Genomic DNA, 18,885 nt, shown 5'->3' on the forward strand with positions numbered 1-18,885 from the left:
CCTATCCCCGACTGGAGACACCCTTGTACCCCAATCCCCGAATGCTCGCCGTACCCGCTCTCGCGCTCTCGGCCCTCTTTGCGGCCCCTGCGGCGGCCGAAACTGGCGATGATCTGACCGGTTTCGACCTTGCCGATGCTGCCAGCGAGCCAGAAGATACCGCACCAGAAAGCGCTGAGGGTGTTCCCCAGCAGGAGCGTCCGCCCCAGGGACCCGTGGCGAGCGGCCCGCCATCGGGCGTTGCGCCATTCAAGTTCGTATTCGACGAAACATGGGCCACGGTCGGGATCGGGGCAGGGCTTGTTCCAAGCTATTCGGGATCGGACGATTACGTCGTTTTCCCGCTGCCGCTAATTGTGGGGCGCGTGGCCGGTGTCGGGATCAGCCCGAACGGTCCCGGCTTCAATCTCGACCTGCTTTCACAGGGCCCTTCGTTGATGCCGCCCGAGACAAGCTTTTCGTTCGGCCCGTCATTCCGTTTTCGCAATGACCGGGCCAACCAGATCGAAGACGAGGTGGTCGAGCTTGCAACCGAACTCGATGTGGCAATCGAAGTGGGCGTCAATGGCGGCGTGAGCTTTCCCGGGATCTTCGCAGAGCGCGACAGTATCACCCTCAACGCGCAGGTTCGCTGGGATATCCTAGATGCGCATAACGGCATGCTGTTCGAACCCGGTATCAGCTATTTCAGGCCGTTCGGGAACAGTGCCGCCCTGCAATTGAGCGTCAATGCAAGCTTCGTCGACGACGATTTTGCAGACTATTACTACACTGTCACGCCCGCCGATGCCGCCGCGACCGGGCTTCCCCAGTTCACCGCAGATGGCGGGCTCAACAGCGTCGGCTCGCTCGCTATCCTGACCTTCGACCTCGATGGCAACGCGCTCAATGGCGGACTGAACATCTACACCGTCGCTGGCTACACGCGGCTTGTAGGCGATGCCGCTGACACCCCGTTCACCGCAGACCGTGGCAGCGCGAACCAAATCATCGGCGGCATTGGACTTGGGTATACGTTCTAATCTGTGAGCGCCCATCCGGGTCGATTTGCTTGAGCTAAAAATGCGAAAGGGCCGCCTAGCCGGGCGGCCCTTCCTTTATCTGACTTCGACGGCGATCAGTCCTCGCTGTCGTCCTCTTCAGCGCTCGCACCCTTGGCGCCTTCGGCCAGTTGCGGGCGCGCAGGCGGCATTTCAGCGTTGCGGTCGCCGGTTTTCAGGTAGGTGTCGAACCATTCCATCATGCGCAGGTTGTAGTCATAGCGGTGCGAAGCCATCCGGTTGCCGTGCCCTTCGCCCGGGAAGAACACGAGACGAAGCGGCGTGTCGGGCTTACGCACCTTGATAAAGCGATAGAGCTCCATCGACTGCGACGGATCGACGCGCGTGTCTTCTTCCCCGTGCATGATCAGCAGCGGGGTTTCAGCACGGTCGGTGTAATAGATCGGCGAAACCTCAAGCATCTTCTGCCAGTTGTCCCACGGCCATGCGAGGCTGTGCACATTGTACATCTCGTAAGGGATGTCGGTGGTGCCGAACTTGCTGATCTGGTCCGAGATGCCGACGAACATGACGCTCGCTGCGAACTCAGCCGAATAGTAGGTCGCACCCCAGGCGCTTGCATAACCTCCATACGATCCGCCGGTGATACCGGTGCGATCAGGGTCGGTGATGCCGTCAGCAGCAAGCGCATTCTTCGCATCGACGATGTCACGGAATTCAGGGTCGGTGTAGCGGCCTTGGTGCTGCTTCGAGAAAGCGGTGCCATAGCCGGTCGAGCCGCGATAGTTCGGCAGGAACACGGCATAGCCCTGACCCGCGGCAACATGGCCCGGCTTCGAATAGGCGGTCTGCCAGCCGTTCGAATCGTGCGCTTCCGGCCCGCCATGGACGTTCATGATCGTCGGAGCGCCGCCCGCCGGCACGCCGCCTACGGGCAGGATCAGCACGCCTTCGACTTCCTGACCGTCTGTTGCGGTGAAGGTGTATGCGCGCTGTTCGCCGAAGGTGATCTCCGACAGCCACTCATTGTGCTCGGTCCAGCGTTCGAAAGCGCCGTTGTTCCAGACGAAGAGCTCGGTCGGATGTTGCGGGGCATTGGCGGTGAAGGCGACGCGGTCGCCTGCTGCTTCGACCCCGGTGAGGATCAGCTCGCCCGGATCAATGACTTCGGCGAGAGTGCCATCGGCATTGTGCACGTGCACCTCGGACTGAACACCGCGATGCACGACCGTCATCAGTCGTCCGTCGGACAGCCATTCAGCATCGACAGTGGCAAGCGGCTCGCCCGCGTTGATTGCGCGGAAATCGCCAGTGGCTGTATCGACGAGGTGCAGCGTCGTTGCAGCCGGATCGTTCATGTCGACCCCAGCAATCAGCGAAAGCTGCGACCCATCCGGCGAAATCTCGACGTCGCCGAGCTTGCCCGGCGTTTCGACCACGGCGCGCACATTGCCGCTTGAAAGGTCGATGACGTTCACCCGCTTTGAGGTGTAGCTGTCGTCGACCAGCGGGGTCGGCGTTGTCTCGATGATGCCGAACGATCCGTCAGGCGCGATGTCGAATGCCGAGACGTAGCCGGGCAGCGCGATCTCACGCGGCTCTTCGTCGATCTCGCCATCCATCATGATGTTTGCGGCGAACATGCGAGCGGGGCGGAATTCTTCCTCGTAAACCTTGCTCGTGAAGCCGCCCTTGGCTTGTGCCTCGCGCTGTTCGTCCTTGGCCGGGCCGACCATCATGTAGATCGTGCGGCCATCCGGGCTGAAGCGGTAGTCGCGAACGCCGCTGTCCTTGACCGCAGCGAGTGTCATGTAGGTGCCGCCATCGACAGGCACGCCCCAAACGGCGGTGTCCTCGTCATCCTTCGACCAGGTGAAGGTGAGCATCCGGCCATCGGGCGAGAACGAAACATCGCCCGGCGACACGTCTTCGGGCAGGAACTGGCGCGCGATATCGGGGCCGGTCGCAATGCTGAGCTGCGATTTGAATCCACCATTGTCCTCGCCTTCGGTGACGTCGGGCAGGCTGCCGGTGGTGTAGGCGATGCGCGTGCCGTCGGGCGAAATGGCGATGGCGCCGACGCTCTCGATCTTGGCGACGTCTTCGGGAGTCATCGGGCGGGCATGTGCGGTGGCGGTCAGCGAAGCGGTCGCGAACAGCGCGGCGGTAGCAACGGTCAGTCAATTCATGGGTTTGTCGTTCAGTCCTCTCAAATTCCAGACAATGCGCGCCGTAATAGCGACCACCGGATAAATCGCAAATGGCGAGCGCGTTTAACGGGCAGGGGTTGTCAGCACGGCTGGACAGCGGCATCACCTGCATTTCGGGGATCAAGAGAAGCAGGGAGAGAGATATGGGACTGCTCAAGACCATTCGGAGCGCGCTTGTAGGAACCGCCGTGGGCCTCGCGACGATGGCCGCGTCGCCGGCCTTTGCCGAAACGCTGATCGATGCTGGCAGCGTCATTACCGATGCGGCGAGCGAGCCGTCAGGGCCCAGCTATATTATCGTGAAGGACGGTCGCATCCACGACATCGTTGCTGCGGACAGCGATCAGGCGCGCGGCTACGAAGCAGCAGCCACAAATGAGGCGGGCGAATGGGTGTGGGACTATGTCGATCTGTCCGACAAGACCGTGCTGCCCGGCCTGATCGACCTGCACACTCACCTTTCTGGCGATCCGTCGGGTGAATTCTGGCGGGCAGCGACGACGCCGCCTGAATACTTCACACTGATTGCTGCCAAGAATGCGCGCATCACCGCGCTCGCAGGCTTCACCACCGTTCGCGATCTCGGTTCGCGCACCGATCAAGTGACACAGATGCTTCGCCGCGCGACCGCAGAGGGGCTTGCGCCCGGACCGCGCGTCGTCACCAGCGCTCGCACCATCTCGATCATCGGCGGGCACGGCGACACAAATGGCTTTGTCGAGCATGTGAATGATGTGCTCGATTCAGGCTTCACCTGCACCGGTCCAGTCGAGTGCGCATCAAAGGTCCGGCTCGCCTCGCAGTACGGTGCCGATCTCATCAAGATCACCGCGACCGGCGGCGTCCTCTCGCAACAGGGGCGCGGGCTCGAAGCGCATTTCTCGGACGAGGAGATGAAGGCGATCGTCGATACCGCAGAGAGCCTCGGCCTGAAAGTCGCGGCGCATGCACACGGCGCTCGCGGGATTGAGGCTGCAGCCCGCGCCGGTGTTCATACGATCGAGCACGGAACCTATATCGACGATGCCGCCGCTCAGGCGATGAATGAGAGCGGCACCACGCTCGTGCCGACCCTGATGGCCTTCGACGGCATCCGCCAGAACCTTGGCAAGGGCTTCTACACTCCGGTGGTCGAAGCCAAGATCCGCGAGGTCGCCAAGGTCGCCGACACGATCATCGAGCGCGCCCGTGCAAACGGCGTGCGCATCGCATTCGGGACCGACGCAGGCGTTTTCCCGCACGGCCTCAACGCTGGCGAGTTCGGCCTCATGATGCGCGGCGGCATGTCGAGCCGCGAAGCTCTCGCCAGCGCTACCACCGTCGCTGCCGACATTCTCGGCATGAGCGACCAGATCGGTCGGCTGACACCGGGCTATTCAGCCGACATCATCGCGGTTGATGGCGATCCGATTGCCGATGCAACGGTGCTTGAAAATGTCGACTGGGTGATGGTGCGCGGTCGCGTGATCGAATGATCCTGCGTCCGCTGGCGGCGCTCGCCGGAATTGTCTGCGCGGCATCGGCCACTTCATCGGCAACCGTTTCTGATAGGCATCAGGAACCGATATGTGCTCTCGAACTGGTGGTGCTGGGCGCGGGACAGGACGCAGGGGCGCGTCAGCTTGGCAACCCTTTGGATAAGGCTCCGCCTTTGTTGCCGACCGCGCTTGGCATAGTCGATCGGGCTGCGGGCCAGCGATACCTCTTCGAGGCAACGCCTGCGATGACGGAGCAGGTTCATGCGCTGGACCGGATCGAGGCAGGCGACGCCAGCACGCCGGGCAGCCTGGGGCTTGATGCAGTATTCGTGACGCACGCTCACATCGGGCACTATCTCGGGCTTGCGCAGTTCGGCGTCGAAAGTGCAGGCGCCGATGGGCAGCGCGTATTCGCGATGCCTCGTATGGCGCAGTTCCTTCGCGAGAACGGCCCGTGGAGCCAGCTCGTAGAGTTCGGTAACATCGATCTGGTCGAGCTCGCTGATGAGCGCCCAGTCAGACTCTCCGACAACTTCAGCGTTACGTCCATGCGGGTTCCGCATCGCGATGAATACTCAGAGACGGTTGGCTTTCAGATGTCCAGCACCGGCAAGCGCGTCGTTTTCATACCCGATCTCGACAGCTGGGACGAGTGGGAGGAGATGAGCGGGGACAGCCTCGACGCCTTAATCGCGCGGGTCGATTTTGCTTTCGTCGATGCGACCTTCTTCGACGATAACGAACTGCCCGGAAGGGATATGAGCGCCATTCCGCACCCGCGCGTCAGCTCAACCATGGAGCGACTGGCTCATCTGCCCGAGGCCGAACGCGCTAAGGTCCACTTCATCCACTATAATCACACCAACCCCATCCGCGAGCCGCAAAGCGCCCAAAGCGCGCTTGTCGCCGAACGCGGCTTTCGCGTCGCGCGTCGAGGCGATCGTCATTGCCTCGTCGATGGCGTTGTAGCGGACCGCTAGCCCGCTTCTGCACTCAGAATCCGAAGGCGACCCCGACGCGGCCGCCAGTGCTGTCTGGCGCACTCGACCCGGCGATTGCGGCTGAGACGTATATCCGCTCGCCTAGCCGCGCGGAGACTGCGCCTGAGAAGCCCTCTTCGCCCTGATAGGTCGAGACGTTGGCGCTGAGCGAGATGGTGGAATCGGGCACTACCATCGCACCTCCCATCGCCATCGCGGCCGCTATCCCTCCGCTGGTGCGCTCGTCCAGATCCTCGAGCGCGAACTCAAGGCCTGCAACGCGCGTGGTAAGGGCCTCGAACTGGCGATCCGAGACCATGGCGAGCGAGTTCACCGCAACCCGTACGTTCTCGACCGCGAGGGGGCTAACCACCTCTTCTCGGCCAAGCGTGCCATTGGCGTCCACCGTCACGACATCGACCGGTCCGACCTGCGCTGCGGTGCTTGCCGCGATGTCGCCCAGTTTGACCGAGGTGCCCACGCCGCCGAGCACGACCTGGTTGTCCGCTGTCGTCACCGCTCCCTGACCTACAGCCGTAGAGCCAGCATTGGCCGCCACTGCTCCTTGCCCGATGGCCGTCGCGCGCGCTGCGCTGGCCGAGGCATTGGCGCCGAGCGCCGTCGCCTGATCGCCCACCGCACTTGCGAGCACGCCATACGCCGCGCTCGACAGTCCTGCGGCAACCGAGGCAGTGCCGGTCGTGGTCGAGAAGGTGCCGGTCGCCTGAGCTTCCTGTCCGAACGCACCCGAGCTTGTCCCGGTGGCCCGCGCCCTGTTTCCGAAGGCAGTGGAGTTGAGCGCGGTCGATTGTGCGCCCGTCCCGATCGCGACGTTGTTGAAGTCGAATGCGACTGCGCCCGTCCCGATAGCGAGCGCCTCTGCGCGGATGGCCTGCGCGCCGGTGCCGATGGCGGTGGTGTTGAGCCCTTGCGCAATCGCGCCTGCGCCAAGGGCCACGCCGCCATCCCCTTGAGCGTTGGCGAGGTCGCCGATGGCGACGGCTCTCGCCCCGGCGACGCCGGTCCCGGAGCCAAGCGCAATCGCAGCCAATCCCGATGCGTTCGACGACTTGCCGATCGCGATGGCCTCGACAGCGCTTGCCTGAGCAAGCCGTCCCGCTGCGACCGTGTCGCTGGCGCTGGCGACCGAGAGGATGCCGATAGCGATCGCATTGCTCGCCGTCGCATCCGAGCCTGCCCCCAGAGCGGTCGCCCCGCTGGCGGTTGCCTGTGCCGATTGGCCGAAGGCGCTCGCGCTTGCATCGGTGCTCACGCTGCCTGCCTGCGCGAACTGGCCCACTGCTGTCCCGCGGTCCCCTGCAGCGCTGGCGCTGTCGCCCACCGCAAGGCTGAGGTCCCCGCTGGCGACCGCGTCGTTCCCGGCGGCTGTCGCATTTGCCCCGTCGGCATCCGCGTTCTCCCCGCATTCGAGGCTGTCATCGCTGGTGGGGAGGATGAAGTCCGCCCCCCCGGCGACGTTGCATGACGCGGTGGCGTCCGCCTGGGCAGGCGCATGAAGAGCGGTGCCTGCTGCGAGCGCTGCGAGCGCAAGGCAAAGGCGGCGGTGAGAGTTGCAAGGCTGGGCCATGCGCGCTCACCTGCCACACGCCGCCACAGCAGACCCGTGCAACTGCCTCCACTTCCGAGCCAGTTGGCAGCCGCGCCCGCTGTGCTAGGCTCGCCTCCCCCGCCCGTCTGCGAAGGAGCCAATCATGCGTGCATCACAGCTACTCCTTTCCGCCCTGCTGCTCGCCGCCATGATGGCGCTTCCTTCCTGCGCCGAGCCGCCCAATGACACCGTCGCCCCACCGACCGAGCTCGCCACCGGCCCCAATCCCAACACCGCCACCGCGATCCTCAACGCTGGCGTCATGGCCGAGCTTGGCGGCGACCTTGGACGCGGGGGCACCACGGACGCCCGCCCGGTCAAGCTCCTGTTCGACCCGCTCTATGACGACCACTGGGGCACCTTCGAAGTGCCGCCGCCCGAGCTGGTCGAGGCGCTCATCTCCGGAGCGCCCCCTTACGATGGCGTCGCCGCCGTCTTCGTCAGCCATGCCCACGGAGACCACTTCTCCGAAGAGCAGCTGACCGCCATGCTCTCCGCTCAGCCCGGCCTCGTCATGGTCGCCCCCGCACAGGCGCTTGACCGCCTGCGCGAGGCGCCCGGCTGGGACGAAGCGCTCGCCGCCCGCATCCGCACCATCGAGCTTGCCAATGGCGAGGCGGCCGAGGCCATCGCAATCGCGGGCGCCACCATCGAGGCCTTCCGCTCCCCGCATTCCGGCTGGCCCGACCGGCACGCAGAGGTCCACAACATCACCTTCCGCGTTTCCGCTCCGGCTGGAGAGGGCCTCACCGCGCGCGTCATGCACCTTGGCGACGCGGACCCGGCTTCCGAGCACTACGAGGCCCTCACCGCCTTCCTTGAGGCCCGGCGCACCAGCCTCGCCATGGTCCCCTACTGGCACTATGCGCAAGGCGGCTTCGATGCGCTGCTGGACGAGACCTTCAACGCCCATGCCGCCGTCGCCATGCACGTGCCGATCGAGGCGCCCGGCTACCTCGCTAGGGGCGAGCGCCCCTTCTTCACCGAGGTCGGCCAGATGGTGGAGATCGTGCCTGTCGAGTGAGCGTTTTCCTCACGAAGTGGACCGCATGTTACACGGTCCAGGGGCAAAAACGGCCTATGTGTCACCGTGCCCCGCCAAAAGTGTGACCGTAGCTGCCAAAGCGTCACCAAGGGGCCGCAAAGTGTCACCCATTGGCGGTAAAGTGTCACGCTAAGGCGGGCCAGAGTGTCACCCATGGGGCGCATAACTGTCACCCTCCCGCATGGCTCCCCCAGTAACATCGACCGGAGCGCGCGAGAGCAGCGGATGCACGCGTTTGGGCACGCGGGCCGAAGCCCTGCGCTGCGCCGCCTCCTCCATCGCCAAGTCCCAGAACTTCGCAAACCCCGGAGCCCGCGCCCGCAAACGATAAGCCGCCTGCCGGCTCATCCCCACGCTGCGAGCCGCCGGTGCAACCTTCCCGCTGCGAGCAAGCGCCTTGAGAAACGCCGCAGCCTTGGTGCCAGTCCAGCGGGTGTTGTCGGGTTGAGGGGAGGGCGAGCGGGGAGGGGTGGAGGCCATCTGCGAGGTTAAGGCAGAAATTGGCGGTGTAGGAAAGATACTGCGTTCTCCCCGCTTGTCCGGTGCTCAGCGGCGACCTTGCTGCGGAGATGCTCGATTACTTCCTTTAAGGATCGACCCACTAAGATTTGGGGGCACCAAGTAGCGGAGATGGTCAAGCGAGGTTGGACCTATCACCGATTTTTGTGAGCTTCAGCGGCACGTTTGTACGGGCGTAATCACGGCGATGGCAGCTTAGGATGATTTGTCAGGAGCTAACGCTCCTTCCGAAGTTGAAAAGTCAGAGCCCAAATTTTTTGCGTGCCTCATCGTAATAAGGGTTCATCGCTTGCGCAGCGAACTTTTCAGGGATCCACCATCTCACCGCGAGTTCGTGTGCTTGAACTCTGTCAGTGTTCCAATCTTCGATGTATTCGTCGCGTAGCCAATGTGGGACTATGCAAAGTATCGCTTTCCATAGAGCCTCTCTGTCCGCTGCGTAAGGCTCCGAGATATCAGCCTGCATTGGCTTTGAGGCAATTTCGCTCAAGAGCCTCCTGAATGACTCAGGGTCTTTCGTGCGTTGTGTTTCAGTGTCGAAAACGTGCATCAATTCTTTGGCAGCGATAACCCGAGCCATCTCGCGATCATCACGGTAGCGATCGTTTACGAAGACGATCGCGTCACTGAACGGCTCTTCGTGCGGGCTGGTGCGCTCTTCCTCTAACCAAATGAAGTTTCCATCGCCTGCCTTGGGGAAATCAGGAAACCACTTGTTCCTAATCGTACCTACGCCTGTGTGGTGTAGATTAATGATACGCTGTATCTCCGAGACCAATACGCGTGGCTCGGGCTTTAGCTTCTCAAGTTCTTTATAAAATGCTGGAAAAAGCAAAACCGGCGCCCCTCATGACGAAGGACGCCGGTTAGTCTGCTAGAACCGATTAAGTCAAGTCAGACGCGGTCAATGTCCGCAATGTCGAGCGATGGGTCGTCAATTCCCGCCATACACACGACAATTTGCTCTGCAAGCGCTTCATCACTCGCATGCGAGTGATTGAAAAACTTAACATCTATTGCACGCCGCCCCTGCTCGGGAAAAAGCAGGGTGGTCGCGCGATCAAGCAAATTACTCATTCACTTACCTCCTTTTCCCATCAACTACCTTTACAACGTTCAACGCCCATTTTTGTTGCGCCGAATGTTCGCCATGATACATATCCACAGCTTACCTAGTGATGAATGGTTGACACATCGTCACTCTCACGAATCAATTTGATTCAAACGAGTCTAAATGGCCCATAGTGCCAAATTAGCCCTGTAGGCAATCCCATCAGCCTAAAATTCCGGCAAATAGATGAGAAATGTCGACAGACTGCAACACTGATTAGATGGCAATAGCACACGACATTTCAAGGTTCAGCAGCTCGACTCCGTTATCTCCATACGAGCCCGTGCATACATGACAAGCCTCAAGCAAACCAAGTCGTGGCCTACCCCCCACTCACCCGAGCCGTAATCTTGATCTCCACCACTCCCTCGGGCGTATAGAGGCGGTCCACGTCGATCGCGGTCCAGGCGGGGAAGGGGGCTTTGACATAACGGTTCTTCACCGCGGCGAGCGCGGGCATCGAGGCGTCTATGTCGACGTGGTAGGTGGTGATGTCGAGCACATCGTCCCAGCTCGATCCGGCGCGCTCCAGGATGCCGCCGATATACTGAAACGTGCGGTCGAACGCCTCTTCCTGCGTCTCGCCCTCTTGCGCGGGGCCGAGGATCACGCCGGAGAGGTAGACGGTGTCGCCGTGGATCACCGCTTCGGAAAAGCCGAACTGCTCAAGGAAAGCGCGCGCGCCCGGATCCTCGGGCATGATGGTGCGCTTTTCGGATGAGGTCGCTTCGCTGCCTGCCTCGACATGCGCATCGGCGAGCGCGGGGCTGGCGGTGGTTGCGCTCAAAGCCGCGGCTGCGGCGAGCAAGGTGGCTGATCTGAGCATGGCTGGTCCTCCCTGTTGTCGGGTGGGACCATACATGCTCACCGCATGGGTGTCAGTTCCTGAGGGCGGCTTCTGCCTCGCGCTTGGCCATGCGTGCAGCGTCGGCCTTTTCGCGGGCGATCTTGCCTGCACGGGTACGCTCGGCAAGGCCGAGCCAGTGCTGCTCAGAGCGCAGTTCCCGCTCGCGCACATTCTGCAGAACCGCTTCCTTCGCAGCCTTCGCGGATTCGCCCGCACGCTCGATATAGAATTCGTAAGTCTGCGCCATGTGGTCTGCCTTTCGGTATCGGGAAAAGTACTGAGCAATCAAAACGCAGCGCGGAGCATGATGTTCCGCGCTGCGCATGTTCGTCAGTCCGCTGCCGAAAGGTTTACGGCGCTTTCCTTGCCATTGCGGCCGGTCTCGACTTCGTAGTTGAGACGCTGTTCCTTATCGAGCGTCTGCATGCCGGCGGCCTGCACCGCGCTGATGTGCACGAAGCTGTCGGCCGAACCGTCGTCGGGCTGGATGAAGCCATAGCCCTTGTCGGCGTTGAAGAATTTTACGGAGCCAGTTTTGCTGGACATAATATCGTTCCTTTCAAGAACGTTGGGGTTGCCTCTCCGCGACATGCGGCAAGGTCGTGCGTCAATTCGTTCAGATGAAAGGAAGTCGTCGTCCGGTTAACGCCGGGGGTTCGAAGAACCAGACGGCGGAGCGCAAATTTCAAGTTCCGTCGCAAATTCCGACGTCAGCGGGGAGGCTGTAGCATGGAATTGCGCGGATAGCTAATTATTGTTCGCGGGGCGTCAGATCAGTGCTGCGATGAACAGGCCCATGGCCAGCGTGTAGGCAAGGGTGCGCAGGTGGTTGAGCGGGGTCCAGCGGGCAAGGTAGGTGCGCCACATCGCGGCCCCTTCCTCGCTCGCCGCATCGACCGCGTCGAGCCGGTTGTTGAGCGGGACATTGCCAACCACGGTCACCACGAACATGCCAAAGACATAGACAGCGCCTCCTGCGATGGCGAACCAGGGGTTGCCCAACACCCACCCCATCAGCCCAAGCACCACCAGCGCCGCGCTCGCCAGCGTGCTTGCGAAGAACAGCGGGAGGAACGCGCTTTTCTGGATGATGTCGTTGATGCGCTGCATCGCGCGCGCACCGGCTTCATCGCCCAAGTCCGCGAGCGAGCGCATGACGAAGACCGAGAAGGTGAAATAGACACCGGCCATGATCCCGCTGCTCAAGGCGGCGAACCAGATGAGCAGGTCGATGGCCAATGTCATGTTTCGTATCCCCCCTTTGGTCGGACCGGCTTCGCAGGTGTGCACATCTCGCCGAGGTCGCGAACCTTTTTCGCCAACGTAAATCCCCGGCAAGTAGCGATCAGTCCCGTTTCGCGATCCCCTAGTCTAACACCTCGGCTGTCGTAACGAGAAGCGTGCTTTTCAGCGCGCTGGTTGCGCGCTCTCCATCCGGGCCGAAGGTCAGCACCTGCGTGACCTCCCGATTGCCATTCATCCGCTGTTGCCGCGTCATCGGCTTGCGCGGGTCCAGATGCGCATCTGGCCGCGCGCATCGGAAAAATGGCACTCGAAACACTCTTCTTTGGAGGGGTGCATGGTGATCATGCGCTCGCGCTCAGCCTTGCGGATTGAACGCGATGCATTCGACTTCGAGCACCGCACCCCCGGCGAGCGCTTTCACCGCCATCGTGGACCGGGCCGGGTAGCGGCCTTCCTTGAAGTAGGTCCGATAGATCGCGTTGAAGGCCGCGAAGTCTTCGATATCCGCGAGCCAGACGGTGCATTTGAACAGCGCGTCGTGCGTGAGGTCATACTTGGCGAGCGTTTCGCCGATCCGGTCCATCGTGCGGCGCGTTTCGGCTTCGATACCGTTGGGCTCGCCCGCGCTATCGCCGCGTGCGAGGCCAATCTGTCCGGCAAGGTAGAGCGTATCGCCCACCTGCACGGCCCTCGAGAATGGCAGCGAGCGGCCTTCGAGAGGGAGGAATAGCGGCTCTCCCTGCGCGCTGGCAGGGGCAGCCGATCCGGTTGCGATCAGCGCTGCGGTGGCAAGGCCTGCTCCCGCGAACCAGCGCCTCATCGCGCCTCGTCCTCGGGGAGGTAGAGCTTTTCACCCTTCTCCTTGTACACCCGGCTCATCTCTTCCATGCCAGCCTCGTTCTCGGCGCGCTCGGCGGGGGAGTTTTCGCCCTTGAGGTCCTCGCTTGCAAGGAAGCTGTCGGGGTCCGAGTTTTGCTTCGCAGCAAACTCGCGCACTTCCTGCGAAATCTTCATCGAGCAGAACTTGGGCCCGCACATCGAGCAGAAATGCGCCGTCTTCGCGCCCTCCGCCGGAAGCGTCTGGTCATGATATTGCTCGGCCGTGTCGGGGTCGAGCGACAGGTTGAACTGGTCGCGCCAGCGGAATTCGAAGCGCGCTTTTGACAGCGCATCGTCGCGCACTTTCGCTGCCGGGTGGCCCTTGGCGAGGTCGGCTGCGTGGGCGGCGAGCTTGTAGGTGACGACGCCCACTTTCACATCGTCGCGGTCGGGCAGGCCAAGGTGCTCCTTGGGCGTGACGTAGCAGAGCATCGCGGTGCCGTACCAACCGATCTGTGCAGCACCAATGCCGCTGGTGATGTGGTCGTAACCCGGCGCAATGTCGGTGACGAGCGGCCCGAGGGTGTAGAACGGCGCTTCGCCGCACGCTTCGAGCTGCTTTTCCATGTTCTCCTTGATCTTGTGCATGGGCACGTGGCCCGGCCCTTCGATCATTACCTGCACGTCCTGCGCCCACGCCTTCTTGGTCAGCTCGCCCAGAGTGTAGAGCTCGGCGAATTGCGCTTCGTCATTGGCGTCGGCGATCGAGCCGGGGCGCAGGCCATCGCCCAGCGAATAGGCGATGTCGTAGGCCTTCATGATCTCGGTGATCTCGTCGAAGTGCTCGTAGAGGAAGCTCTCCTTGTGATGCGCGAGGCACCATTTCGCCATGATGCTGCCGCCGCGCGACACGATACCGGTGACGCGCTTTGCCGCGAGCGGGACGTAGGGCAGGCGCACGCCCGCATGGATGGTGAAGTAGTCGACGCCTTGTTCGGCCTGCTCGATCAGCGTGTCGCGGAAAATCTCCCACGTCAGCTCCTCGGCAACGCCGCCGACTTTTTCGAGCGCCTGATAGATCGGCACGGTGCCGACCGGGACGGCGGAATTGCGGATGATCCATTCGCGCGTGTCGTGGATGTTGCGGCCCGTGGAGAGGTCCATGATCGTGTCCGCGCCCCAGCGGGTCGCCCAGACCATCTTGTCGACTTCCTGCGCCACGTCCGAAGCGACGGCGGAATTGCCGATATTGGCGTTGATCTTGACCAGGAAGTTGCGCCCGATGGCCATCGGTTCGGTTTCGGGGTGGTTGATGTTGTTGGGAATAATCGCGCGGCCACGGGCGACCTCGCTGCGCACGAATTCCGGAGTGATCACATCGGGGATTTCCGCGCCCCAATCCTCGCCATCGCGCACGAAATCGGCAGCGATTTCGCGGCCAAGGTTCTCGCGCTCGGCGACATATTCCATTTCAGGGGTGATGATGCCTTTGCGGGCATAGTGCATCTGGCTGACATTCATGCCTGCCTTGGCGCGAAGGGGGCGCTTTACCGTGTTGGGGAATTGCGGGACGCCGCCCGAGCGATCCGGGCCAAGCTGGCCGTTATCTTCCGGCTTCACCTCGCGCGCATCGTAATCCTCGACATCGCCGCGCGCCATGATCCAGTCGCGGCGCAGTGCGGGCAAGCCTGCATTGATGTCGATATTGGCATTGGGATCGGTGTAGGGGCCGGACGTATCGTATACGCGCACCGGAGCCTCGCCGCCTTCAAGGTCGATCTCGCGCATGGCGACCTGGACGCCGCTGCCCGTGCGTGCGCCGACATGGATCTTGCGGCTGCCACGGATGGGCCCGGTGGTTACGCCAATTTCTACGGGGGAATTGATGTCGGCCATGCGAAGTCTCTCCTTGCGAGGACGGAGCGCGGACTTCTGGCAATCAGCCGCCCACTCCCTCCGCCGATGCTAATCGGTTCAGGTTCAACGGGTCGTGGGCCGCAACACCCACCTCTCAGCCAAGACTTGCTGGCTCCCCGGGGATGACGCTGGTTACATCTTGATTTGGGCATTGTCCATGTCATGCTACTCCAGCAAAGCTTGTTGGAGGCTGTGTCTTGACCGTATTCGCGCACCCCGAGAAGGAGTAGCCGCAGTGAATTCACCATCATCCTCGTCGAAGAAGTCGCTATCCAACCGCCTCGTTAGCTTCGTCGAGGCATGTGGTCGCCATCCCTTTGCAACGGGTCTCTTTGCGTTACTCGGCGTCGCAGGACTCATTTTCTCCGTCTATAGCTTCTCAGTTGATCGCAACAACCAAGAGCAAAGCTCTCGACAGGCATCTCGGATCGAAGAAGGAGTGGGAGATGTCAGAGACACTGTGGATTCTACCGCGAAGCGTGTGGAAGATGTTGCTAGGAATCTTCAGCAATCACCCACTTCGCGCTTTCCGAAGTTAGAAAATGTGTATCTAGACAGCGACGAGAACGAAGGGAACTTCCTGAAATTCATTGGCAAACACGAGAATGAAATTGTCAATCTATCTGTATCATTTCCAGGCACCGAAGATCGAGGATTGGTTCGTGATGACGAGGACGTGTTATCTTTCAGACAGAAAGATAGGTTTGGTGAAGCCGAATATGACTACACATGCCACTACATCCGTTTTCTCAAGAGCGAAGAATTTGATCGATATCGAAACTGGGACAGCGGGTATTGGCACGTGAGGGGCTTTTTCCGTGTTCTACCCGTTCGGACTCAGATAGCGGATTATGATTGTATGGTTTTCATTCACTATTTAGAGGCCATTCCTCTTACGAACGAAAACACATCGATAATGTAGCGGTTCAGTCGGAATATCTCACGTTAGCGTTCGCGCAGCGTGAAGAGGCACAGCGCCAGCAGGACCGTAGCAAGCACGCCCGAACCGCCTGCAATCGGAAGCTCGCCCGAAAAGTCGCGGCCCATCGCGGCAGACAGCGCGTTGCTGACCAGCGCGACCGCGCCGACGATTGCCGTGAGACCGCCAATGGCTTTCGACCCAGCGCTCATATGCCCGAGGCCGAACACTACGGCTGCAAGCGCAATCAGCACCTTGGCCGCGTTGTAGACCATGAAGGAATAGGCGACGATGGCGCCCGCTACCGGAGCCATTTCGGGCACTTCGCCAGCGACCTCGAAGAACGGGCCGAACAAGGTCAGGCCCACGCCGACCTGCACGACGTTGAGCACGGCCGATGCAGCGATCGCGGCCCAGCCGAGGTGAAACTCCTTCGCCTGAACCATCGCAGCGCCCGCAAAGGCGGCGAGGATCGTGAACAGCACGCCCTCGCTCCCCCACAGAAGCTGTCGCGGCACGTCCATCTCGGCGATGTAGAGCGCGGTGTAGATCGCCTGCGTGATGGCCGCGATGAGCAGGAGCGATGCAACAATTGTCACGTTGCGATTGAAAGTTGCGTGCATGATGTGAGGGTTCCCCTGAAAAACTGTTCGATTGGCTTACGTGGGCGTGCGCCGGATGGTTACGCCCGATTGGCCGATATTCCACGGGGCAGGCCAATTTAGCCGCCGGAACGGAACCGATTTCGCTCGCAATTGTAGAGCCCCGCTCCCATATTCATTCCCGACAGGGGCAAGAAAGAGAGGAGAAACTTTCATGCAGTTCCAGTTCAATTCCGACAGCAGCGTAATGGGCACCGAGAACGTCTCGGAGCGGATCGAGGCCATGGTGCGCGAGAAGCTTACCCGCTTCGAGGACCGTCTCACCCGGGTCGAAGTGCATGTGTCGGACGTCAACGGCTCCAAGCACGGTGCCGACGACAAGCACTGCGTGATCGAAGCGCGCCCGCGCGGCGGGAAGCCCATCGGCGTCACAGGCAAGGCCGACAAGGTCGACGATGCCGCGCGCAAGGCGGCAAACACCCTCTCGCAGCGGCTTGAACGCCACTTCGGCAAGGAATCGCGCCACAAGCACGACGCGCGCCCCGACAAGGTGATGTAAGCATGGGATCCGCCAGCGATGTGCGCAGTCAGTTGCGCGCACGGCTGGCGGCGCATGACGGGCAATCCGTGACGCTGCTCGGCGAGGCGGAGGCGGCGTGTTCCCGCGATCCTGACTATTTCGACGCGCTCATTGAGCTTGCAGGTTCGCGCAAAGGCCATGTGCCTGCCGGTGCAACCTGACTTATCAAGAGCGCGTTTGAGGCAGGGCACAAGGCGAGCGCGTCGCAGGCCGATGCTCTGATTGCATCTCTACCCGTCATCACTGGTTGGGCGGCGCAGCTTCACGTGTGTCAGTCGATTGGCCTTCTCGAAATCTCACCGCGTCACACCAAAGCTGTTGCGGACTGGCTTGAGCCGCTGCTGGAGCATGAACGACCCTTCGTGCGGGCTTGGTCGCTTGATGCGCTTGGCCATCTGGCGCGCGCTGATCAGAGCCTAGTCGATCGGTTCGAAGCCGCGCTCGCAGCCGCGGCCAAGGACGATCGGGCTTCAGTCCGGGCAAGGGCTCGCAATCTCGCCGCCGGGCGATGACCACGCAGCATCCATCTTAGGTTCAGCCGCTTCGGCCAACGATATGAGGCATGGCTGTCACCGATCCCAAACTTCCGCTGGCCATTGGCCTTGTTTCCGCTCTCGCACTGGGAGTCCCCGCGCTCGCGCAAAGCGATGATACGGGCGAGCCGACCGCGCGCGAGCAGGGTGGACGCGAGTGTTTCTATCAGCGCCAGATTACCGGCTACCGCACTGCCAAGGACGATGAAGGCAAGCGCACTGATACGAGCATCCTTGTCGATGTGCGCGCGGGCGAGACATTCCTCGTTACCTTTGCGCAGCGTTGTCCCGATGTGCGCTGGGCGCAGAGTGTTCGCTTCACGCGCACAGGCGTCGGGCGGATTTGCGACGGGCTCGATATCGACCTCGTGGTGCCGGACGTAACCGGACCGCAGCGCTGCACGATCCAGTCGATCCGCAGGCTGACCGCTGGTGAACCCGGAACGCGGGCGGGCGCTCGCGAATAGGCGCTATTCCGGCACCCCTAGAAACGCGGCGATCTCGCTCCAGCGTGAGCGCACTTCGTTACGGCCGCGCTCGATATTCTGGGCGATGAGCTCCGGAATGAAGTCGAGCGTTTCGTAAAGGTCGGTCGGCGGCTGAAGCACCATGGTCGGGATCAGGAAATACTGGTCGATCCGCGCCTTGATCGGAGCCATCGCCTGTTCGACCTGCTCGGGAGAAAGGGGCAGGCCTTCGAGCACGCGGCGCTGTTCCATCTCGGCGCGCAGCAGGTCGTTGATCAGCTCGATGCTGCCAAGATCGCTGTCGGCAACCTCTCGCGTCAGCAGCTCGACCGAGCGCAGACCGATGTCGATGATGCTGTCATATTCGGTGTGCGTCTTGGGCAAGGGTGCTTCGGCGCGGACCACCAGGATCGCGCGCGGGCGCAACTGGATGGCGGAATCGTAAGGCGTGATGTCCCTCACCCCGCCATCGACCCACTGTTCAAGCTTGCCGCCCGCATCGCGCGTTTCGAAGGGCGGGAAGAAGGGTGGCTGGGCCGAGCTTGCATAGACCCAGTCGGCAATGTTGTTGGCATTCTCAGCGACGGTGATCAGATCACCGGTGGTGATGTTGACGACCGCGAGACGCAGGTTCTTGCCGGTTGCGCGAATGTCCTCGTCCTTGAAGGCATCGTTCAAGAGCTTGCGCAATGGCCCGGTGCTGTAGACAGAGTTCTTGCCGGTGATGACCGCCCAGATCGGGCCACCCCGGCTCTTGTAAATGTCATCAGGGCCCTTGAGCCCGGTCCAGAAGTCGACGAGTTCGGGGATTGTGTCCTGCGCCACACCCGCTGCTTGAATCGCGCCGGTCGACGTGCCGACCACCGTTTCAAAATCAACGCCCCTTACTCGGATCAATTCATCCAGCACGCCGACTTGATACGCGCCCTTTGCGCCGCCACCGCTAAGCGCCAATCCCAGTCCACCAGCCATCGTTCTGCTCCCCTGTTATCTTTCAGGGGGT

General features: G+C 61.9%; 23 protein-coding genes and 1 riboswitch. Of the genes, 9 read left to right on the forward strand and 14 right to left on the reverse strand.

All coding sequences use genetic code 11. The features are described from left to right. Positions 1-23: 23 nt before the first annotated feature. Positions 24-1,022, forward strand: coding sequence for a MipA/OmpV family protein (locus tag AC0V6T_RS01585; RefSeq protein ID WP_486123743.1), 999 nt, complete (start codon positions 24-26; stop codon positions 1,020-1,022). Between the two features lie 95 nt (positions 1,023-1,117). Here AC0V6T_RS01585 and AC0V6T_RS01590 read toward each other — a convergent pair whose 3' ends face one another. Then, positions 1,118-3,115, reverse strand: a complete 1,998-nt coding sequence (locus AC0V6T_RS01590; RefSeq protein ID WP_486123744.1) for a S9 family peptidase — start codon at positions 3,113-3,115, stop codon at positions 1,118-1,120. 239 nt (positions 3,116-3,354) lie between these two features. Between AC0V6T_RS01590 and AC0V6T_RS01595 the strand changes: the two genes are divergently transcribed. Beyond that, entirely contained in the window at positions 3,355-4,686 is a 1,332-nt protein-coding gene (locus AC0V6T_RS01595; protein ID WP_486123746.1) for a metal-dependent hydrolase family protein, read from the forward strand. Further along, complete coding sequence (locus AC0V6T_RS01600; protein WP_486123748.1) at positions 4,683-5,669, forward strand: MBL fold metallo-hydrolase; 987 nt, start codon at positions 4,683-4,685, stop codon at positions 5,667-5,669. Before AC0V6T_RS01595 ends, AC0V6T_RS01600 begins: the two co-directional genes overlap by 4 nt. A gap of 13 nt (positions 5,670-5,682) precedes the next feature. Here the strand turns inward: AC0V6T_RS01600 and AC0V6T_RS01605 are convergent, their stop codons facing one another. Beyond that, positions 5,683-7,257 carry a hypothetical protein gene (locus AC0V6T_RS01605; protein WP_486123750.1) on the reverse strand — a complete coding sequence of 525 codons (1,575 nt, stop codon included), beginning with the start codon at positions 7,255-7,257 and terminating at the stop codon, positions 5,683-5,685. 124 nt (positions 7,258-7,381) lie between these two features. Between AC0V6T_RS01605 and AC0V6T_RS01610 the strand changes: the two genes are divergently transcribed. After that, complete coding sequence (locus tag AC0V6T_RS01610; RefSeq protein WP_486123752.1) at positions 7,382-8,302, forward strand: MBL fold metallo-hydrolase; 921 nt, start codon at positions 7,382-7,384, stop codon at positions 8,300-8,302. Positions 8,303-8,470: 168 nt separating this feature from the next. Here AC0V6T_RS01610 and AC0V6T_RS01615 read toward each other — a convergent pair whose 3' ends face one another. The 10 genes from AC0V6T_RS01615 to thiC all read right to left on the reverse strand — a co-directional run bounded on the left by AC0V6T_RS01615 (position 8,471) and on the right by thiC (position 14,760). After that, positions 8,471-8,803, reverse strand: coding sequence for a hypothetical protein (locus AC0V6T_RS01615; protein WP_486123754.1), 333 nt, complete (start codon positions 8,801-8,803; stop codon positions 8,471-8,473). 280 nt (positions 8,804-9,083) lie between these two features. Further along, on the reverse strand, positions 9,084-9,677 hold the full coding sequence (locus tag AC0V6T_RS01620) for a hypothetical protein (RefSeq protein ID WP_486123756.1): 594 nt from the start codon (positions 9,675-9,677) through the stop codon (positions 9,084-9,086). A gap of 59 nt (positions 9,678-9,736) precedes the next feature. Continuing rightward, the gene (locus AC0V6T_RS01625; protein WP_486123758.1) at positions 9,737-9,919 is read right to left on the reverse strand and encodes a hypothetical protein; all 183 of its coding nucleotides are present in this window, start codon (positions 9,917-9,919) and stop codon (positions 9,737-9,739) included. 356 nt (positions 9,920-10,275) lie between these two features. Beyond that, positions 10,276-10,779, reverse strand: coding sequence for a RidA family protein (locus AC0V6T_RS01630; protein ID WP_486123760.1), 504 nt, complete (start codon positions 10,777-10,779; stop codon positions 10,276-10,278). A gap of 52 nt (positions 10,780-10,831) precedes the next feature. Further along, entirely contained in the window at positions 10,832-11,047 is a 216-nt protein-coding gene (locus tag AC0V6T_RS01635; protein ID WP_007165168.1) for a hypothetical protein, read from the reverse strand. An 83-nt stretch (positions 11,048-11,130) separates the two neighbouring features. Continuing rightward, on the reverse strand, positions 11,131-11,346 hold the full coding sequence (locus tag AC0V6T_RS01640) for a cold-shock protein (protein WP_007165167.1): 216 nt from the start codon (positions 11,344-11,346) through the stop codon (positions 11,131-11,133). Between the two features lie 222 nt (positions 11,347-11,568). Beyond that, positions 11,569-12,045, reverse strand: coding sequence for an anthrone oxygenase family protein (locus AC0V6T_RS01645; RefSeq protein ID WP_486123762.1), 477 nt, complete (start codon positions 12,043-12,045; stop codon positions 11,569-11,571). Positions 12,046-12,166: 121 nt separating this feature from the next. Beyond that, positions 12,167-12,352, reverse strand: coding sequence for a hypothetical protein (locus AC0V6T_RS01650; protein WP_486123764.1), 186 nt, complete (start codon positions 12,350-12,352; stop codon positions 12,167-12,169). A gap of 48 nt (positions 12,353-12,400) precedes the next feature. After that, positions 12,401-12,865, reverse strand: coding sequence for a RidA family protein (locus AC0V6T_RS01655; protein WP_486123766.1), 465 nt, complete (start codon positions 12,863-12,865; stop codon positions 12,401-12,403). Then, positions 12,862-14,760, reverse strand: a complete 1,899-nt coding sequence (thiC, locus tag AC0V6T_RS01660) for a phosphomethylpyrimidine synthase ThiC (RefSeq protein ID WP_486123768.1) — start codon at positions 14,758-14,760, stop codon at positions 12,862-12,864. The genes AC0V6T_RS01655 and thiC overlap by 4 nt, the downstream gene beginning before the upstream one ends. A 37-nt stretch (positions 14,761-14,797) precedes the next feature. Beyond that, positions 14,798-14,910: riboswitch (TPP riboswitch) on the reverse strand. Between the two features lie 106 nt (positions 14,911-15,016). On the opposite strand from thiC, the gene AC0V6T_RS01665 reads away from it, so the two are divergent. After that, positions 15,017-15,703, forward strand: coding sequence for a hypothetical protein (locus tag AC0V6T_RS01665; RefSeq protein WP_486123770.1), 687 nt, complete (start codon positions 15,017-15,019; stop codon positions 15,701-15,703). A 23-nt stretch (positions 15,704-15,726) separates the two neighbouring features. Here AC0V6T_RS01665 and AC0V6T_RS01670 read toward each other — a convergent pair whose 3' ends face one another. Beyond that, positions 15,727-16,323, reverse strand: a complete 597-nt coding sequence (locus tag AC0V6T_RS01670; RefSeq protein ID WP_486123772.1) for a thiamine biosynthesis protein ThiC — start codon at positions 16,321-16,323, stop codon at positions 15,727-15,729. A gap of 193 nt (positions 16,324-16,516) precedes the next feature. On the opposite strand from AC0V6T_RS01670, the gene AC0V6T_RS01675 reads away from it, so the two are divergent. From AC0V6T_RS01675 to AC0V6T_RS01690, 4 genes are all read left to right on the forward strand, one after another. Then, on the forward strand, positions 16,517-16,861 hold the full coding sequence (locus AC0V6T_RS01675) for an HPF/RaiA family ribosome-associated protein (RefSeq protein WP_007165159.1): 345 nt from the start codon (positions 16,517-16,519) through the stop codon (positions 16,859-16,861). A gap of 2 nt (positions 16,862-16,863) precedes the next feature. Further along, complete coding sequence (locus tag AC0V6T_RS01680) at positions 16,864-17,043, forward strand: hypothetical protein (protein ID WP_486123774.1); 180 nt, start codon at positions 16,864-16,866, stop codon at positions 17,041-17,043. A 105-nt stretch (positions 17,044-17,148) separates the two neighbouring features. Then, a complete protein-coding gene (locus AC0V6T_RS01685) occupies positions 17,149-17,394 on the forward strand; it encodes a hypothetical protein (RefSeq protein WP_486123776.1) in 246 nt (81 codons plus the stop codon). 50 nt (positions 17,395-17,444) lie between these two features. Then, positions 17,445-17,882, forward strand: a complete 438-nt coding sequence (locus AC0V6T_RS01690) for a DUF6491 family protein (RefSeq protein WP_486123778.1) — start codon at positions 17,445-17,447, stop codon at positions 17,880-17,882. 3 nt (positions 17,883-17,885) lie between these two features. Here AC0V6T_RS01690 and AC0V6T_RS01695 read toward each other — a convergent pair whose 3' ends face one another. Continuing rightward, positions 17,886-18,854 carry a patatin-like phospholipase family protein gene (locus tag AC0V6T_RS01695; protein WP_486123780.1) on the reverse strand — a complete coding sequence of 323 codons (969 nt, stop codon included), beginning with the start codon at positions 18,852-18,854 and terminating at the stop codon, positions 17,886-17,888. Positions 18,855-18,885 lie beyond the last annotated feature (31 nt).

The sequence above is a fragment of the Erythrobacter sp. S158 genome (assembly GCF_057364915.1).

Bases quoted from the DNA above. Each gene is read 5' to 3' on its own strand.
- AC0V6T_RS01590 (WP_486123744.1), bottom strand. From the start codon at position 3,115: ATGACTCCCGAAGACGTCGCCAAGATCGAGAGCGTCGGCGCCATCGCC.
- AC0V6T_RS01595 (WP_486123746.1), top strand. From the start codon at position 3,355: ATGGGACTGCTCAAGACCATTCGGAGCGCGCTTGTAGGAACCGCCGTG.
- AC0V6T_RS01600 (WP_486123748.1), top strand. From the start codon at position 4,683: ATGATCCTGCGTCCGCTGGCGGCGCTCGCCGGAATTGTCTGCGCGGCA.
- AC0V6T_RS01605 (WP_486123750.1), bottom strand. From the start codon at position 7,257: ATGGCCCAGCCTTGCAACTCTCACCGCCGCCTTTGCCTTGCGCTCGCA.
- AC0V6T_RS01610 (WP_486123752.1), top strand. From the start codon at position 7,382: ATGCGTGCATCACAGCTACTCCTTTCCGCCCTGCTGCTCGCCGCCATG.
- AC0V6T_RS01615 (WP_486123754.1), bottom strand. From the start codon at position 8,803: ATGGCCTCCACCCCTCCCCGCTCGCCCTCCCCTCAACCCGACAACACC.
- AC0V6T_RS01625 (WP_486123758.1), bottom strand. From the start codon at position 9,919: ATGAGTAATTTGCTTGATCGCGCGACCACCCTGCTTTTTCCCGAGCAG.
- AC0V6T_RS01630 (WP_486123760.1), bottom strand. From the start codon at position 10,779: ATGCTCAGATCAGCCACCTTGCTCGCCGCAGCCGCGGCTTTGAGCGCA.
- AC0V6T_RS01635 (WP_007165168.1), bottom strand. From the start codon at position 11,047: ATGGCGCAGACTTACGAATTCTATATCGAGCGTGCGGGCGAATCCGCG.
- AC0V6T_RS01640 (WP_007165167.1), bottom strand. From the start codon at position 11,346: ATGTCCAGCAAAACTGGCTCCGTAAAATTCTTCAACGCCGACAAGGGC.
- AC0V6T_RS01645 (WP_486123762.1), bottom strand. From the start codon at position 12,045: ATGACATTGGCCATCGACCTGCTCATCTGGTTCGCCGCCTTGAGCAGC.
- AC0V6T_RS01655 (WP_486123766.1), bottom strand. From the start codon at position 12,865: ATGAGGCGCTGGTTCGCGGGAGCAGGCCTTGCCACCGCAGCGCTGATC.
- thiC (WP_486123768.1), bottom strand. From the start codon at position 14,760: ATGGCCGACATCAATTCCCCCGTAGAAATTGGCGTAACCACCGGGCCC.
- AC0V6T_RS01670 (WP_486123772.1), bottom strand. From the start codon at position 16,323: ATGCACGCAACTTTCAATCGCAACGTGACAATTGTTGCATCGCTCCTG.
- AC0V6T_RS01675 (WP_007165159.1), top strand. From the start codon at position 16,517: ATGCAGTTCCAGTTCAATTCCGACAGCAGCGTAATGGGCACCGAGAAC.
- AC0V6T_RS01680 (WP_486123774.1), top strand. From the start codon at position 16,864: ATGGGATCCGCCAGCGATGTGCGCAGTCAGTTGCGCGCACGGCTGGCG.
- AC0V6T_RS01690 (WP_486123778.1), top strand. From the start codon at position 17,445: ATGGCTGTCACCGATCCCAAACTTCCGCTGGCCATTGGCCTTGTTTCC.
- AC0V6T_RS01695 (WP_486123780.1), bottom strand. From the start codon at position 18,854: ATGGCTGGTGGACTGGGATTGGCGCTTAGCGGTGGCGGCGCAAAGGGC.